The 16,586-nt window shown below is 53.1% G+C and carries 17 protein-coding genes; 4 read left to right on the top strand and 13 right to left on the bottom strand.

Going from position 1 to position 16,586, the window contains the following annotated elements:
- Window positions 1–45: 45 nt before the first annotated feature.
- The 6 genes from HZS52_RS13325 to HZS52_RS13300 form a co-directional block, all read right to left on the bottom strand.
- Window positions 46–678, bottom strand: coding sequence for a response regulator transcription factor (locus HZS52_RS13325; RefSeq protein WP_022522751.1), 633 nt, complete (start codon window positions 676–678; stop codon window positions 46–48).
- Complete coding sequence (locus tag HZS52_RS13320) at window positions 678–2,108, bottom strand: HlyD family type I secretion periplasmic adaptor subunit (protein ID WP_190372944.1); 1,431 nt, start codon at window positions 2,106–2,108, stop codon at window positions 678–680. Before HZS52_RS13320 ends, HZS52_RS13325 begins: the two co-directional genes overlap by 1 nt.
- Window positions 2,108–4,285 (bottom strand): type I secretion system permease/ATPase, encoded by a 2,178-nt coding sequence (locus tag HZS52_RS13315; RefSeq protein ID WP_190372943.1) that lies wholly within the window; start codon window positions 4,283–4,285, stop codon window positions 2,108–2,110. The genes HZS52_RS13320 and HZS52_RS13315 overlap by 1 nt, the downstream gene beginning before the upstream one ends.
- Before the next feature lie 124 nt (window positions 4,286–4,409).
- Window positions 4,410–5,927 (bottom strand): TolC family outer membrane protein, encoded by a 1,518-nt coding sequence (locus tag HZS52_RS13310; protein WP_223827925.1) that lies wholly within the window; start codon window positions 5,925–5,927, stop codon window positions 4,410–4,412.
- Window positions 5,928–6,285: 358 nt separating this feature from the next.
- Complete coding sequence (locus HZS52_RS13305) at window positions 6,286–7,158, bottom strand: DMT family transporter (RefSeq protein WP_009287682.1); 873 nt, start codon at window positions 7,156–7,158, stop codon at window positions 6,286–6,288.
- Window positions 7,155–7,424: an Rdx family protein gene (locus tag HZS52_RS13300; protein WP_022522748.1), complete on the bottom strand. Its 270-nt coding sequence runs from the start codon at window positions 7,422–7,424 to the stop codon at window positions 7,155–7,157. The genes HZS52_RS13305 and HZS52_RS13300 overlap by 4 nt, the downstream gene beginning before the upstream one ends.
- 135 nt (window positions 7,425–7,559) lie before the next feature.
- Between HZS52_RS13300 and HZS52_RS13295 the strand changes: the two genes are divergently transcribed.
- The 4 genes from HZS52_RS13295 to ettA all read left to right on the top strand — a co-directional run bounded on the left by HZS52_RS13295 (window position 7,560) and on the right by ettA (window position 11,788).
- Complete coding sequence (locus tag HZS52_RS13295) at window positions 7,560–8,873, top strand: MFS transporter (RefSeq protein ID WP_022522747.1); 1,314 nt, start codon at window positions 7,560–7,562, stop codon at window positions 8,871–8,873.
- A 234-nt stretch (window positions 8,874–9,107) separates the two neighbouring features.
- A complete protein-coding gene (locus HZS52_RS13290) occupies window positions 9,108–9,542 on the top strand; it encodes a PAS domain S-box protein (protein ID WP_022522746.1) in 435 nt (144 codons plus the stop codon).
- 188 nt (window positions 9,543–9,730) lie between these two features.
- Window positions 9,731–9,958 (top strand): PA3496 family putative envelope integrity protein, encoded by a 228-nt coding sequence (locus HZS52_RS13285; protein ID WP_022522745.1) that lies wholly within the window; start codon window positions 9,731–9,733, stop codon window positions 9,956–9,958.
- A gap of 168 nt (window positions 9,959–10,126) precedes the next feature.
- A complete protein-coding gene (gene ettA / locus HZS52_RS13280; protein WP_009287680.1) occupies window positions 10,127–11,788 on the top strand; it encodes an energy-dependent translational throttle protein EttA in 1,662 nt (553 codons plus the stop codon).
- A gap of 95 nt (window positions 11,789–11,883) precedes the next feature.
- On the opposite strand, the gene HZS52_RS13275 is transcribed toward ettA, so the two are convergent.
- The 7 genes from HZS52_RS13275 to phaR form a co-directional block, all read right to left on the bottom strand.
- Window positions 11,884–12,042 carry a DUF1328 domain-containing protein gene (locus HZS52_RS13275; RefSeq protein ID WP_022522744.1) on the bottom strand — a complete coding sequence of 53 codons (159 nt, stop codon included), beginning with the start codon at window positions 12,040–12,042 and terminating at the stop codon, window positions 11,884–11,886.
- Between the two features lie 71 nt (window positions 12,043–12,113).
- Entirely contained in the window at window positions 12,114–12,755 is a 642-nt protein-coding gene (coq7, locus tag HZS52_RS13270; protein ID WP_027960152.1) for a 2-polyprenyl-3-methyl-6-methoxy-1,4-benzoquinone monooxygenase, read from the bottom strand.
- A gap of 39 nt (window positions 12,756–12,794) precedes the next feature.
- Window positions 12,795–13,136, bottom strand: coding sequence for a histidine triad nucleotide-binding protein (locus tag HZS52_RS13265; RefSeq protein ID WP_022522743.1), 342 nt, complete (start codon window positions 13,134–13,136; stop codon window positions 12,795–12,797).
- 112 nt (window positions 13,137–13,248) lie between these two features.
- The gene (locus HZS52_RS13260; protein WP_009287678.1) at window positions 13,249–14,121 is read right to left on the bottom strand and encodes a phosphoribulokinase; all 873 of its coding nucleotides are present in this window, start codon (window positions 14,119–14,121) and stop codon (window positions 13,249–13,251) included.
- Window positions 14,121–14,561, bottom strand: coding sequence for an acyl-CoA thioesterase (locus HZS52_RS13255; RefSeq protein WP_022522742.1), 441 nt, complete (start codon window positions 14,559–14,561; stop codon window positions 14,121–14,123). Before HZS52_RS13255 ends, HZS52_RS13260 begins: the two co-directional genes overlap by 1 nt.
- A gap of 41 nt (window positions 14,562–14,602) precedes the next feature.
- Window positions 14,603–15,889, bottom strand: coding sequence for a phosphoribosylamine--glycine ligase (purD, locus tag HZS52_RS13250; RefSeq protein ID WP_022522741.1), 1,287 nt, complete (start codon window positions 15,887–15,889; stop codon window positions 14,603–14,605).
- Between the two features lie 67 nt (window positions 15,890–15,956).
- Window positions 15,957–16,463 (bottom strand): polyhydroxyalkanoate synthesis repressor PhaR, encoded by a 507-nt coding sequence (gene phaR, locus HZS52_RS13245; RefSeq protein ID WP_009287676.1) that lies wholly within the window; start codon window positions 16,461–16,463, stop codon window positions 15,957–15,959.
- Between the last annotated feature and the right edge of the window lie 123 nt (window positions 16,464–16,586).

The raw sequence follows: 16,586 nt of genomic DNA, 5'->3' as shown, positions 1-16,586 counted from the left end.
AGCGCTGCAACATATAGAGGCGCTGCTCGCGCTAAGTTATGAACATTAAAAGCGTTCTGGAATGCGTTCCACTACCGGTGCTAGCTTCAAAATAAGCTGTAAGCGGTCTCGAACAGCCAGCTTTTTGAAAATAGCGCTAAGATGCGCTTTTACTGTACGCTCCGTAATATCTAACTGACGCGCGACTTCCTTATTTGTAGCGCCGCGCACCACAGCAAGTGCAACGCCCCGTTCACGGTCGGTTAAATCTCCAAGCTGCTCTGTATTGAAAGAACTGCCACCTTCAGCCCTTTGCTGCAACGCTTTAAAAGAGCCTCCAAGCACTTTAGCAAGCAACTCTTGACCAACCCACACGCCTTGGTTAGTGACCACCAACGCCACTTGCTTAAGTACCTCGGGCGCAGCAAGCGTATGAACATATCCCCGCGCCCCCAGATCCAGTGACCTTAAAGCCTCACGGTCATCCGGCGAGTAACTTAGTACAACGACAACAGCTCCCTTGGCAGTTACGGTACCGATCAGCTCTGACCACCCTTCAACAGTCGTAGACAGCCAAACCACATCATTAGGCTGTGTTTTATTAATAAACACATCTGGTTTGGAGGCTACCATCTCGGGAAACGCTTTTTTCCAACGCGCTTTTAAGTTTCCATCCGTCGTAATGAACCAATGCTTCATCAGCGTTCCCCCATGGAATCACGCCACGCTCTTAAGACAGGTTTCAGCATAAACTGCATCACTGTGCGCTTGCCCGTTACTATGTCCACTTGCGCCGTCATGCCGGGAATTACTTGTAGTTTATCGGCGACATTTTCGTTTTCTAAACTGCGCACCCGCACCTGATAGAAGGTATTACCGTCATCATCAGTAATGGTATCGGCGCTAATACGATCAAGCTCGGCCTGTAAGCCACCATAAATGGCATAGTCATAGGCCGTCAGTTTGATAGTCGCAGGCTGCCCAGGATGCAAAAAGGCGATATCTTGCGGGGCGATGCGCGCCTCAACCAGCAGTTGGTCGTCAGTAGGCACGATTTCAACAACCTCTTCCCCTGGCTGAGCAACACCACCTATGGTGTTGATGTGTATGCGCTGAACAATACCATCAACCGGTGAGCGAATTTCGGTCAGTCGTACCCTATCCTGCAAACCAGTTCCCGATTGTTGCAATGCATTTAGGTCGCCCAACGTTTGAGCCAGATCATTCCGCCACTCACTCCGGCGTTCGGCACCCAGCTCCAGCAATTGCCCTTCTGCTTCTTCCACCCCGGCCTCTAAACGTGAAACAGCGGCATCCGCTTGGTTACGCTCCCCTGTGGCACTAGATACATCTCTCTCTAAGCGCAGCACTTCTACCTCAGACACAGCCCCCGAAGCCAACAGCGGGCGAGTCAAGTTAAGCTCTTGACTGGCCATATTGACTTCACGCTGGGCTGTATCACGGCGAGCTTGCGCCTCTCGCAGCTCTTCCTGACGCTGACGAATGCGGTCATTAAGCACATTTTCTTGTTCGCGCAACTCTTCACGACGGCTTTCATAAACCTCGCGCTCTTGCATCACAATGTCAGGCACTTCTTGACGGAGCTCTTCGGAAGGCTCAAACGCAGTGCCCGTTGCTAGCGCACGTAGCCTTTCAGCACGCGCCTGAAGCGCATAACGCTGGGCACGGTTTTCTCGAAAATCAGAAACAAAGCGCGTAGGGTCGATCTGCATCAGCACTTGACCTGCCTCGACGATCTGCCCTTCGCGAATAAAGATCTGTTCAACAACGCCACCATCAAAAGACTGGATACGCTGTAGTTGGCTTGCAGGGATCACTCGCCCTGCCCCACGGGTTACTTCATCGATAGAAGCAAAATACGCCCACACTAACAACGCAACCACAGTGAGCAGGACGGTATAGAGGAATAACCGTGCACGAATGGGCTCTTGCTGCATACGCGCCCAGTCGGTATCGCTTGCCCAATCGCGGTTTAGGTGGGCAGAGGTCACACGCTTGGCAAACAACCGATCCATAAAAGGGCGAAATGGTTTTTGGCCTTTTTCTGAGAAACGGCCAATGGCGTCAAAACCTTTTTGCTCGGTCGTGGAAGAGGGTTTACGCGCCATTACGATGCCCTCCCGATCTGGCCTTTACGCAATGCCTCTACCACTGTATCCCGCGGGCCATCCGCCACGACCTTGCCGGCATCCATGACAATAATTCGGTCGACCAATGAGAGGAGCGAGGTACGGTGCGTGACCACTAGGATGGTTTTGCCAGCAGCGACGTTTTTAAGGTTGGCTTTAAACGCTTCTTCGCTAGCATTATCCATAGAGCTTGTCGGTTCATCTAACAGCAAAATAGGCGGATCCTGCACTAGCGCACGGGCAATGGCGACAGACTGTTTTTGCCCGCCGGAAAGTGCTTGGCCGCGTTCACCTACTTGCAAATCCACGCCATGTGGATGGTTGTTGACGAGTGACTCTAGGCCGGCCAAGTCAATCGCTCTAAGCAATGCCTCATCCTCAACGCGGTCGCTACCGCCACCCGCCACAATATTGTCCCGCAGAGATCCTGAAAACAGGCTAACGTCTTGAGGAACATAGCCAATATGACGGCGCAACTGCAGTGGGTCTAACTGGCGAATATCCACGTTATCAACCAGCACGGCCCCCGAGGTTGGCTGATAAAACCCTAGCACTAGCTTGTTTAATGAAGATTTGCCGCAACCAATGCGGCCAAGTAGCGCAACTTTCTCACCGGCTTTGACAGTTATCGATACATCCTTTAGCGCCTCGCGCTCTTCATTGGGGTAACGAAGAGTGACTTTCTCAAGGCGTATATTGCCGGCGAAGCTGGGCTTTTCTACATAAGCCTTGCCTTCATGGCGCTCAACCTTCTTATCCATTACCGCATTGAGTGACTCAAGCGCCGTGGAGGATTGATGATATTGCGCCAGCAGCGCTGCAGCCTGACTTATAGGTGCCATCGCCCGGGAAGAGAGCATATAAGCGGCAATCAACCCACCCTGGGTGAGGTTACCTTCGATGATTTGATACACACCGACGATAATGACGCACACCGCCACACTGTGCTGCGCCCACTGGGCCACGCTGGAGACTGAGGTGCTCACCATCTTAAGCTGCGCGCCAGTACGGGAAAGGAAGGCCGATGATTTTTCCCAATGGCGCTGGATACGGCTTTCAGCCCGCAGGGCCTTAACATTTTCTAATTGGGAAATAGACTCCACCAACAGTGAGTTGCGCTGTGCGCCGATTTCCCAGGTAGTTTGAGAAAGTTCATGAAGCTTACCCTGAGCAGCCAGCGCGTAGAGCAGCACAAACACGATGCCCACCAATACCGGCAGCACTAGCCAGGGATTAATCAGCGCGATAATCGCCGCAAACATCAGTACGAACGGAAGATCGACAATCCCCAGAATGGTCGCAGAACCAATAAACGCGCGTACCGACTCAAAAGACTGGAGCGTCGAAGTGAACGAGCCGGTTGATGCGGGGCGCTCTTCTAAACGAAGGCCCAATGCTTTAGCCATGATTGAGGAAGAGAGCTTCACATCCGCACGGCTAGCAGCTAAGTCGACAAAGCTGCTGCGCATTAGCCTGAGTACCAAATCAAAGCACAGCACTATAAAGATGCCTATTGCCAGCACCCATAGCGTTTCCGTTGCCTGATTGGGCACTACTCGGTCATAGACGTTAAGCACGAACAGCGGCATGGCGATGGCGAACACATTGATCGCCACCGACCCCAACACGATATCGCGGTAGAGAGATCTATTTTCGCGAATGACGCCCCAAAACCAGTGCTGGTCGCGGCGCTTCTTGACGCCTGGTTCAGACGCGTTATCCACTAGAAACTTAGGACGAACGTATATAGCTTCACCGCTATAGCCCGCATAGAGTTCATCTAGGGGCAGTTCAACGTTTGATTCAGATAGTTCAGGAAAAATGACGTTCGCTTTTTGCTGTTTGAGATCAATTCCCAACAGCACGCACGCCCTACCTGGTTCCAACAATAGAATAGCGGGGAAGAGCGCTGGGTTAAGCGCCGACAGCTTGCTTTTAACAATTCGCGCCGTCAGTCCAGCACGGGAGGCAGCCCTACCAAATACGGAAGGCGTTAGCTTGCCCTGCTCCAAGGGCAAGCCAGCTCTAAGGGCCTCTGATGACACCTCATGCTGATGAAATGAGGCAACCGCTTTCAAACATTCGAGTAACTCATCGCCTACTGGCTGCTCGCTAGCATTTGCAGCGGCCGGCCTTTCCAGCTTGGTTTGTGTCACAGAGACCTCATTCCCCTAATGCCTATTTAGGCATCTATTTCCCCTATGATTAGCGAAAGCCGCTAACCCTTCGCCGCCAAACGACGAATAACTCTGTTTCTGCACAGCAAACTATTCGAACACGTTAGCCGTTAGTGACCAGCACATCCTCGTGGCCCAATTGCAGGTACTGGGAAATCATGACTGGCTGCTCATTGGCGGCGTAAGACGACGCTAGCGTATCAGCGTGAGCGGGTAACGAAGAAATACCGCGCGTAAAGTCTTCTAAATTAAAGCCACGAGGCCCTTCCGTTCCACAGGCCATCTCAGCGCTAAGTGTGGCGTCGTCGTACCCCAATTCGTCAAGAGTGGGGATATCGTCACGCACCACTTCAAGGGTGTGCATAAGTTGCCCCATTGCTGCTAGCGTACGCGCTTGAGCCAAAGTTAAGTCAAACTCTGCATTCGCGTAGGCTCGACTGGCTTCGAAGTACTCGTTTTCACTATCAAGCACGTCCAACAAAGTACGTTGACCAATATCAAACTGCTGCTGGTAAGCCCCACGAACCCGGTTGATCGATTGGCGATGATCATTCAGATAGCTCAATTGCTCACCCAAACGCTGGGTATCGTTATAAGCAATTTGCGTGGTTTGACGTACGTTTGTACAGGCCGTTTCGCGCTGGTTGACAGCTTGTTCAATACGCGTGGCCGCCGCATCAAAAGCTGCACTATCAGAACCACCGCGATAGAGGTTCATGCTGGCGACCAGTTGAATACTGTGCTCATCACTGCGCCCAGCTATCGAGTCGTCTTGATTATTGGTGCCCGTACGTCCCTGTATATCCAGGCGGGGCATAAAGGCGGCCTTCGCAGCCTCTTGTTCCGCACGTTGCACAGCAATATTTTCAATCGCGGCATGGAACTCAGGGTTCCCCTCAAATGCCATTTCGATCGCTTGGTTGACACCAGCGGGTAGTTCATCGGCCAAGCTAGGTGCAGGCGACATATTCTGAGGAGGAAGTTCGCCTACGATACGCTGATAGCGAGCCGTTACATCGTGCAGGTTCGACGCCTCGGTCATCAAGTTGGATTCGGCTAATGCCAAACGGCCGCTAATTTGCTCTAGGTCAACGCCACGGCCCGCCCCGGAAAGCGCACGCTCTTCAATTTGCGAGAACACACGTTGGTGTTCGCGGTAATTATCTTGAGCTAAACGCACCATCTCGCGGTAGCGAAGCACATCAAGGTAGGTGCGAAAAGCTTCAAGCGTCACCTCTTCACTTGCACCCAGCAGCTCAAAATAGGCAATCAGCCGAGTGCGATCCAAACGCTCTACTTCGCTACGGGTGGCAAACCCATCAAACACCATTTGGGTGAGCGTGAGCTCAGCAAAGTCACTGCTATAGCTTCCGCGCCCATCATTTTGCTGGTCTTGCCGACCCACGCCCGCAGAGATATCAATAGAAGGCAAATAATTACCCTTTGCGACTCTGACATCGCTCCCAGAAGCGCTAAAGTTCGCCCATGCAGCGTTTACATCGGGATTAGTAATGATCGTTTGTTGAATAGTACTGGGAAGATCAGTGGCACCTGGCGCGTAGAGGCTAGCGGGCAGCGACTGCGCTAATGCCGTAAGCGGGACACACGCTAACGTGGTCATTGTCAGCGGCTTAAAAACATGGTGACAGAAGGTTTTTTTTAGTCTCGATACGGCATTTTTTTTCATCGTCAGCGTTCCCTATGATGTGGCACTCATCGCACGCAGCTCATTATTCGTGTGACCCATTGAGCCATGCTGCACTATTGCTTCAAGCGTAAGCCCGCGAAGTCTCATCCCGAAGTGAGCCTGTGTCCCTCTACGAGCGCCCAATTTTTGAAGTAAACACATGGTAGATAAAACTTAATTAGCTGAGCTTAGCCTAATTTAGTTAATTTCCTACTCATCCTGAGGCTATAAAACCAAATGTCACAAAAAATTACAATAAGAACACCATTAAAACACAAAAAAATATTCAGAATTATTCGTTTTTCTGTGCTTGTTGCAGCCCGAGACCCAGCAGTATCAGCACTAGCCCAATCAACGTTGAAGGCAAAATAGGCTCTCCCACTACCAGGAAAAGTAACAGCAGTGATACAGGAGGTGAGAGAAAAATCAGGTTGGAGACTTTGGCCGTGCGCGACACTTTATGCACTGCCAACTGCCACAGAATGAAGGCCACCCCCATTTCAAATAGCCCCACATACACACCAGCACCAAAGGCAGGCCAACCGTGCCACTGGTAACCAGGGCCCAGTAATAGCAATAGGGTCAACACAGGTAGGCCAACGCTAAAGTTTTGCCACTGGCCAACAAGGGGTGGTCGGCTATCCCGCGCATTAAGCAGCCAATACAGCGCCCAAAGAAGAGTCGAAGCGAGTGCCAGCACGACCCCTAACGGGTCGGCAAAAGAGACATTTAAAACCGCGCCTCGTGTTGCTATCACCCATACGCCTGCGTAGGCGACCAGCCCAGCAACAATATCCATACGCGTTAAGCGCTGCCCGAGCAAAGGCACGGCCAAAAACGCCATCGCTAAGGCCCAGGTGTAATTTAGTGCCATCGCCTCTTGCCCTGGGAGACGGTCATAGGCGGCGAAGAGCACCAAATAATAAGCCACTGGGTTCATAAGCCCTGCCCACGCTGCTGTCTTCCAACCGGTGCGCAACGCTGTGGCGATATTTCCCTGCTTGATGACCAGCGCCCCCATCAGTGCCCAAGAAACAAGCGCTGCGAGCCACATCAGCTCTAGAGGGCTCATCCAAGCGAGTGCCACTTTGAAGGCCGTTGCCACCGTCGACCATAATGCGACGGCCCCTAAGCCAAACAGGATTGCTTGCCTATCCTGATTCATCGGTCGATATGCCCTAAATCTCGACCCGGCTCCAACTGGTCGCGTACACGCTGCTTAAGAAGCTTGATATCTGGGAAACCGCCATCGCGCTTGCGCTCCCATAACAGCAGATCATCACACCAGATCTCGAACGTACCGCCATGGGAAGGGGCTAATGAGACCTCGCTTAAATCTTCACCAAAGGTTGAGAGCAACTCCTGTGCATACCAACCACTGCGCAGCAGCCATTGGCATTGCGTGCAATAACGGATTTGAATACGTGACATCCCTGATCTCCCAGGCAAGTTAATGTGGCATTCTAAAAGGATATTCTGTCATTTTGAGATGGCTTGAGATAGCTCTCTTGAAATAGCTCTCTTGAGACAGGTCGCTTGAGATAGGTCGATTAAGAAGGAGTCCCAATGGCCGAACATAACGTTTCACAAACTCGCCTGTATGAGTGGCTAACGGGCGATGACGACAGCCGCATGTGCGACGACATACCTGAAAGCGCCTGCGACGAACAACCGCGTAATTTTTTTCTACATATATGGGCCTCTTTGGGCAATAAACTGGCTGACGAGCTGTCGAGCGCGCGTTTAGTCTTACCCTGGCTGATGGGCATTATTGGCGCTCCCATCTGGATGGTAGGTCTGCTGGTCCCCATCCGAGAATCGGGTGCCCTGCTGCCGCAAATCTTCGTAGCGGGGTTTATTCGCTTAAAACCTAAGCGCAAATGGGTGTGGGTGGTCGGCGCGCTGACCCAAGCCTTCGCTGCCTTAACGCTTGCCGTACTGGCGTTGTTCGCCACCGGCACCTTGGGCGGAGCGTTAGTGCTCACAGCATTAGTTCTGCTCTCACTGGCACGTGGCTTATCCTCAATTGCCACAAAAGATGTGCTGGGCAAAACCATTGCCAAGCGCCGCCGCGGTACGCTAATGGGCTGGAGCGGCAGCATTGCTGGTGGTGCAACGCTGGTCGCTGGGACACTGCTAATGTTGTTTGAGAGCCGACCCGGCCATTTAGTGGTGGCGATACTGCTGGCCATAGCTGCCTGCGGGTGGCTAATCAATGCCATCGCCGCCGCACGCATCAAAGAAGCCCCTGGGGCAGTAGAAGGCGGCGAAAACGGCTGGGACAGTATTAAACAGGGACTGTCGCTGTTAAAAGATGACCGTACTTTTTTACACTTCAACCTTGCCAGGGCGCTGCTGCTCTCAAGTGCACTCGCCCTACCCTACATCGCCCTGCTAGGGCAAAACCAAAGCGGCACCGACCTGGGAGGCCTGGGCATACTGATTGTGGTGTCGGGGCTGGCCGCGATGGTAGCTAGCCCGGTATGGGGGAAACGGGCGGATCAGTCGAGCCGTGGCGTGATGCGCGATGCGGCGATCGGTACCGCCATTTGCTGCATAATGGGCGCTAGTTTAGCTTGGTTACCCGGCGAGTGGACACACAGCATATGGCCCTATGCGGCAGTTTATGCACTACTCGTGATTGTTCACCACGGCGTACGCTTAGGGCGTAAAACCTACCTCGTCGATATGGCCAGCCAAGATAATCGTGCGCTTTACGTGGCGCTCTCGAATACCTTAACCGGCGTATTAATGTTGATTGTAGGTGGCCTTATTGGCGCCTTTGCCCAGTGGTTTGGTAGCGGCACATTACTCCTCATGCTAGCGGCTACCGCCGTGGGGGCCATACTTAGCACCCATCAATTACCTGAAGTCGAGTGACGCGCCACTGGTAACCACATGTATTCAAGCGTGCTATCGAGAGCTCTACCTACATTAGCGTAGCGTTCGCGATTGCAATGCGTGACAACGCTCGCCATGATAGGGCCGAATAGCAGTGATGTAGTGGCGCCTTTGCTATGCTGCCTATAATAAGTGATTGGAAACTCCGTTAGCTCATGGGCGAAAGCGACTGTGAACGACGGAAAGGATTGGAGCTGCAACAGGAACCCCTTGATGAAACGATCTCCATTGATCAGTCCAGAATTGCTCGAACGTATTGTTGACGCATCGGAAGACGGCATTGTCGTTGCCGAACAGGAAGGGGATGAAAATATCCTCATCTACGTCAACAAAGGCTTTGAGCGCTTGACGGGCTATAGTGCTGATGAAATTCTGTATCGCGATTGCCGCTTTTTACAGAACGAAGACCGCGACCAGGACGCGCTTGTCGCCATTCGAGATGCGCTAAACGAGGGCCGACCTTCTCGAGAAGTACTGCGTAATTATCGCAAAGACGGCACCATGTTTTGGAATGAACTTTCCATTACGCCGGTCTATGACGAAGCAGACAAGCTGATGTATTACATTGGCGTGCAAAAAGATGTAACGGAGCGTGTAGAAACACAGCTTGCGCTAGCGGAGTTACAAAAGCAGCGAGAAAACAGCTAATCATTAACTTTCTCACTAAAAAAAACTATAAAGCTTGAACTTCATCCCAACTGGCGTTATATAGCGGCAAGGCGCTTGAATTGCGCTAGGCGCTTCACTTTGCAGTTGGCATGTGTTTAATAAACTGCACATGTACTCGCGTGAAGCCGTTGTTACGCCGGCACGCCGGCTGGGTTGGAGGACATCACATGAGCCGTGATCCCCTAAGTCGTGAGACCCTAAGTCATGAAACCTTAGGCAACGAAACACTCGACTCAGATGAGTTCGAAAGCTTAGACGCCGTCAATGACGACCACTACAACAGAAGCAAACCGAGCAAAGCTGACAGCTTACGCGCGCGGCGCCAAGTCGAGGCGTGGTTGGAAGAGCGACGACTTCAGCGCGCCATCGAAGATGACTGGGACGAAGAAGAGTAATCCTTGAGCAGCTTGGCCTTCTCAGCAAATGAGCGGGCCTGGCTAGCCAACACCTCAAGTAGCCTAGCCTTTCCTGGTGCAGACCACTATCATCACGCTTCAGCCAGCAATAAGAGCCAGCAGTCTGCTGCTGTCGCTTTCTTCTTTTCAACAACTTAACGGATCTCCATGGCGCAATACGTTTTCACCATGAACCGGGTTGGCAAAGTAGTGCCGCCCAAAAAGCAAATTCTCAAGGATATTTCGCTCTCGTTTTTCCCTGGCGCCAAAATCGGCGTTCTGGGGCTTAACGGTTCGGGCAAATCCACACTGCTGCGCATTATGGCCGGTGTCGATAAAGAGTTTGAAGGTGAAGCTCGTCCGATGCCTGGCATCAATGTTGGCTACCTTCCACAGGAGCCGCAGCTAGATGACGAGAAAAACGTCCGCGACACCGTCGAAGAAGCACTGGGGGCGATCAAAGATGCCCAGGAGAAGTTGGATGGGGTGTATGCGGCCTACGCAGAGCCCGACGCCGACTTTGATGCGCTAGCCAGTGAGCAGGCCCGGCTTGAAAATATTATCGAAGCTGCTGATGCGCACAACCTGGAACGCAAACTTGACGTTGCTGCCGAAGCACTGCGACTCCCCCCCTGGGATGCCAAAGTGGGTAACCTCTCAGGTGGTGAGCGCCGTCGTGTAGCACTCTGCCGCTTACTGCTCTCCAGCCCCGATATGCTGCTGCTTGACGAGCCTACCAACCACCTGGATGCAGAATCGGTGGCTTGGCTTGAACGCTTCCTTCACGACTATAACGGTACAGTAGTGGCGATCACCCACGACCGCTACTTCCTGGACAATGTGGCGGGTTGGATTTTGGAGCTTGATCGTGGCCAAGGCATACCCTTCGAGGGTAACTACTCCCAGTGGCTGGAGCAGAAAGATCAGCGTTTGAACCAGGAAGCCAAGCAGGAAGCCTCGCGTCAGAAAGCCATCAAGCAAGAGCTTGAGTGGGTGCGCAGTAACGCCAAAGGCCGCCAGGCAAAAAGCAAAGCACGCCTCAACCGCTTTGAAGAGATGCAGTCTGGCGACTTCCAAAAGCGCAATGAAACCAATGAAATTTATATTCCGCCTGGCCCGCGCCTGGGCGATAACGTCATTGAGTTTCGTGATGTGGCTAAACGCTTCGATGACAAGCTGCTCTACCAGAACCTCTCCTTCACCATTCCCCAGGGTGCGATCGTTGGTATCGTCGGTGGTAACGGTGCGGGTAAATCGACGCTCTTTAAACTGATTACCGGTAAAGAGCAGCCGGACGAAGGCGAAGTCCTGGTGGGTGAAACGGTCGATATCGCTTACGTCGAACAGCTACGCGACGGCTTAGATGACAAGCAGAGCGTGTGGGAAGCCGTTTCGGATGGTCAGGATATCCTTAATATTAACGGCTACGAAGTCTCCTCGCGTGCCTATGTGGGTCGCTTCAACTTTAAGGGTAACGACCAGCAGAAGCGTTTGTCGGAGCTTTCCGGTGGTGAGCGCGGTCGCTTACAGCTTGCCCAAACGCTCAAGCAAGGCGCTAACGTGCTGCTGCTCGATGAGCCCTCCAACGACCTGGATATTGAAACCCTGCGGGCACTGGAGGACGCGCTTCTAGCCTTCCCAGGCTGCGCGATGGTGATCTCTCACGATCGTTGGTTCCTTGACCGTATCGCCACGCACATTATGGCCTTTGAAGGTGACTCTGAAGTGGTCTTATTTGAAGGCAACTACGCGGAGTACGAAGAGGATCATAGAAAGCGGGTCGGAAACGATACGCCTAAGCGCATGAAGTATAAGCGTATTGATGCTTAATCATTAGCATCACGCTGGCAGTCAATGCTGACAGCAAAAGGCCCCGCAGAGCGGGGCCTTTTAGTTTGTGTTTGCACTGACGCTAGCGCAAAGCCCTAACGTCTGCGGCCGGTAAAAAATGACACAAGAAACAAAATAAGAAACAGCACAAACAAAATTTGCGCAATGGTGGACGCCGCCCCGGCAATGCCAGAAAAACCGACCGCCCCAGCGATGATCGCAATAATTAAAAACAGCACTGCATTGCCTAGCATCTTCTTGCTCCTCTCCTTGGTAACGACTTCCCTACACCGCCACTTAACCCATTATGCAGCGTGAATATGTCTCAGAGATGATAGGCGCTTTTAGTCATTACCTTAGAGGCCAGCCGTATGCCCCACTTCACCGGTGCCGGAAAGCGAACGCCCCCCGCTTCTAAGGCAAGCTGAGCATGGTGAGCTTCATCAACTGCCATCTGGCGCAGTATGGCGCGGGAGCGGTTGTCGCCACGGGGTAGCGACTGTTGGTGTGAATCAAGATGCTTACCTACCTGCTCTTCGGTCGCGGCGACCAATCCCAAACTAATACGATCACTGACCGCCCCAGTGGCCACGCCAATGCCAAAGGAAGCGGCATAAAACAACGGGTTTAAGCAGCTTGTTCGGCTCTGCAACTGTTCTAGACGCTCATCACACCAGGCAAGATGGTCGATCTCCTCTAGCGCCGACTGCTCCATCTGGTGACGCACATGAGGAAGTTTAGCGGTCACGCCCTGCCCCTGATACAGCGCTTGAACACACACCTCACCAGTATGGTTGATACGCATCAAACCTGCTGCATGGCGGCGCTCTTGATCGTCGAACGTTCCCTCAGCCACACCTTCAGCGGGGCTGGTGCGCTGTGGTGAAGCAGCGTGTGGCATAAGCGTTCGTAAAACGGTATCGAACTGATGTATCAGGCGATCTGAACGACTCTGTTGACGATCCATGGCAACACTCCGTTGACTTGCGATAGCGATCTGCCGAACTCAACCGGCAGGCCATGTGAATGCACGCCCACCGAGTAGATGCATATGAATATGGTAGACCGTTTGTCCGCCCATTTCGTTGCAGTTCATCACCACGCGGTAGCCATCTTCAGCAAACCCCTGCTCGCGGGCAAGCTTGGCGGCGGTAAACTGAAGCCGCCCTACTGTGGCAATATCAGCCTCATCGATATCATTGAGCGTGGCGATATGCTTTTTAGGAATGATTAGCTGATGAGTAGGCGCCTGGGGGCCAATATCATTGAATGCCAACACGTGGTCATCTTCATAAACGATATCAGCGGGAATTTCACGGTTAATGATTTTACAAAACAGACAATCCATACAGCTCTCCTTTATTAACTACTTGCCACTTAAGTGTCGAATTATCTCTGCCAGTCTGATGATTGCACCGATGAATTGCACCGGTGAGAGGTAGCTTCAAGCCCGCTACCTTTTAACGAAAGCGTCTCTGGGAAAGAAGATGCCTAACCAAGGGGGCAAGAATCAACTCCATCGCCAGCGACATCCGCGCCCCCGGCACCACTAACGTGTGCGGACGGGTCATAAACGAGTCCTTAATCATCGCCAGCAGCCAAGGGAAATCAACGGTGGAGGGATCACGAAAACGGATGACCACGAACGACTCAGCGTCGGTGGGAATATCCTGAACTTCAAAGGGGTTAGAGGTGTCGACAGTGGGCACACGTTGAAAATTGATGTGAGTACGCGAAAACTGCGGTTGGATGTAGCGCACATAGTCATCCATCCGACCCAGGATAGTGTCAATGACCGCTTCTTGTGAGTAGCCCCGCAGCTTGGTATCACGGTCGATCTTTTGAATCCACTCAAGATTCATGGTTGGCGCCACACCAACCAACAGATCCACATGGCGGGCAATGTCATACTCCTCAGTGACCAGCCCACCATGTAAGCCTTCATAAAACAGCAGGTCGGTACCACAGGGCAGCGACTGCCACTCGGTGAAAGTACCTACCCGGCAGCCTGCTTCAATTTTCTGCTTATCCTCAGCATGGATATAGTGCCGAAAAGTACCCGAACCGTGTTCGCCATACTCACTAAACAACCCTTCCAGACGATCCAGCAAATTCGCCTCTACAGCAAAATGCGAAAGTTCGTCTTTGCGTTCTGGCTCTTCTCGGAAGATGCGGTGCAGGTCATCACGGGTATAGCGGTGAAAGGCATCGCCATCGACCATTGCTGCATGCACATCTTCGCGCAGAAACATGCGCTCAAAGCTGCGCTTCACGGTGGTGGTACCCGCCCCTGAGGAACCGGTTACCGCGATAATCGGATACTCCCGAGACATCAGCCATACCTCGCGTGGGAAAGCGCTTGTTTAACCTGCTCGGGTACTTCGACAGGACGCCCAGTAGCACGATCAATCAGTAGCTGATTGATCCGTGCGGTAGCAACTACCTGCTGAGAATCTGCCTGGTAGATGCGCTGATAGATCGTCAACGCTTTGCCTTGGGGCTCGGGTACAGCGGTGGCAATCGTTAGGCCATCGGGCCAGCGCGCTTCACTTTGATACTGAACGGCGAGATCAGCGACCACCGAAGGGTATCCCTGCATATCCCACTCAGGCAGATCCAGTGCAGCAAAGGCTTGAATGCGCGCCTCGTGGAGCAGTGATACCAGCGCATCATGCCCCAAGTGACGGCCGTAGTTCATATCGGTTACCCTCACGGTCAAGGGGTGACGATGTATGACCGCCTCAGCGGGAAAGTCCAGCTTGACACGCTCCATGCCCTGTTTCCTCGTCAGTATTAGCTTAGCGTAAGGCGTGCTTACTCCTCTCGGGCAATCGCCCTGAAGGCGATATCACGGCGACACTCGACGCCGTCCCAGTGAATAGCATTAACGCCTTGGTACGCTTGCTGCTGCGCCGCTGAGACGCTATTGCCCAATGCCGTTACACACAGCACACGGCCACCTGCCGTAATAATCTCGCCCTGGGAATCCTGCGCGGTACCGGCGTGGAACACTTTGCAGCCCGTTTCTTCAGCCGCAGCTAAACCGTGAATCACGTCACCCTTGCGGTAGCTGCCAGGGTAGCCTCCGGCCGCCAGCACCACGCCCACCGCTGCACGGGAATCCCATTCGCAGCGTTGCCCATCCAGCTTGCCCTGGGCACCCGCTAAGCAAAGCTCAGCGAAGTCAGAGGTTAAGCGCAGCATGATTGGCTGAGTTTCAGGATCACCAAAGCGGCAGTTGTACTCAATAACCTTGGGGTTACCCGCCGCGTCGATCATCAGGCCTGCATATAAGAACCCTGTATAAGCATTGCCTTCTGCAGCCATGCCCCTCACGGTGGGCAGAATGACCTGCTCCATGATACGTGCATCAACCTCGGGCGTGACCACAGGCGCTGGTGAATAGGCGCCCATACCGCCGGTATTAGGGCCGGTATCACCATCATAAGCGCGTTTGTGGTCTTGGCTGGTGGCCATGGGTACCACATGCTCGCCGTCCACCATGACAATAAAGCTCGCCTCTTCGCCCTCCAGAAACTCTTCGATAACCACGCGAGCGCCTGCACCGCCGAAGGCATTGGCCTCCAGCATATCGCGAATAGCAGCCTCAGCTTCGGCTTCACTCAGCGCCACGATGACGCCTTTGCCCGCTGCTAGGCCATCCGCCTTAATCACAATGGGTGCGCCCATTTTGCTTAAATAGGCAAGCGCAGAGTCTACGTCAGTAAACGTTTGGTAGTCAGCCGAAGGAATATCATGACGGGCCAGGAAGTCCTTGGTAAATGATTTTGAGCCTTCCAACTGAGCAGCCGCCTGAGTAGGGCCAAAGATAGTCAGACCGGCCGCTTGGAACCGGTCAACAACACCTTCAACCAAGGGAGCCTCCGGCCCCACCACGGTCAAGCCAATCTGCTCATCACGGGCAAAAGCGACCAGGCTGTCGAGATCCGTTGCGGCAATCGCTACGTTGGTCAGCTTCGCTTCCGCCGCGGTGCCGGCATTGCCGGGGGCGACAAAGACCTGCTCAACCTGGGTAGATTGCGCCAATTTCCAAGCCAGGGCGTGCTCGCGACCACCGCCGCCTATCATCAAAACCTTCATGTGCATCCTTCTCAAACGGGAGAGCGTATATCGGCGGCATTATGCCACAGCGCAGCACCAAGTGGGGTCAGGAGGAGGGTTTGTTATCTTTGCTGGTATCGTTGCTATCGCTCTCAGGCTGCTCAGCATCACTCGACTCATCGGCTTGACCCGGCTGATTCAAGGTATTTTGCCAAAAGCGCATGTTCTCTTCGGCAAGCTCACGCATAAATTCTAACGGCGTGTTGCGCATTGCCTGTTTCCACTGGCTCTGCAAACGTTTCTGCTGCTCCAACATCAGTTGCGTACCCTGTTCGAGGTAACGCGACAGCGGCAACGGTGAGGTCATATCGTAAACCCGGATAAGCTGCGCTAGAAGATCGTTTGAAAACACTTCCGCTTCGCTATCCGCTTGCTCCTGCTCAATAATGATAGAGAGCAGAATAGTCCGCGTCAGGTCTTCTCCGCTTTTGGCATCTTCCACCCTGAACGGCTCTTCTTCGATGATTAAACGACGCAGGTCTTCCAGCGTCACATAACGACTCTGCTGAGTATCGTACAACCTGCGGTTTGCATATTTGCGAATTACGCGCACGGCGCATCTCCTTAAACGCGATAGGGACTTTTTTATTCCCGTTACTGGTTCCGTTGCTGATATTGTGCCTGCACCACGCGCCTATGCAAGCCACCTTAATAGTTTAGCAAGGCGTACCGTGCC

This window comes from Vreelandella titanicae, from assembly GCF_014697095.1.
Lineage (GTDB): Bacteria > Pseudomonadota > Gammaproteobacteria > Pseudomonadales > Halomonadaceae > Vreelandella > Vreelandella titanicae.
The sequence above is the reverse complement of the archived record's forward strand: the minus strand, read 5'-3'. Positions and strand labels throughout refer to the sequence as shown.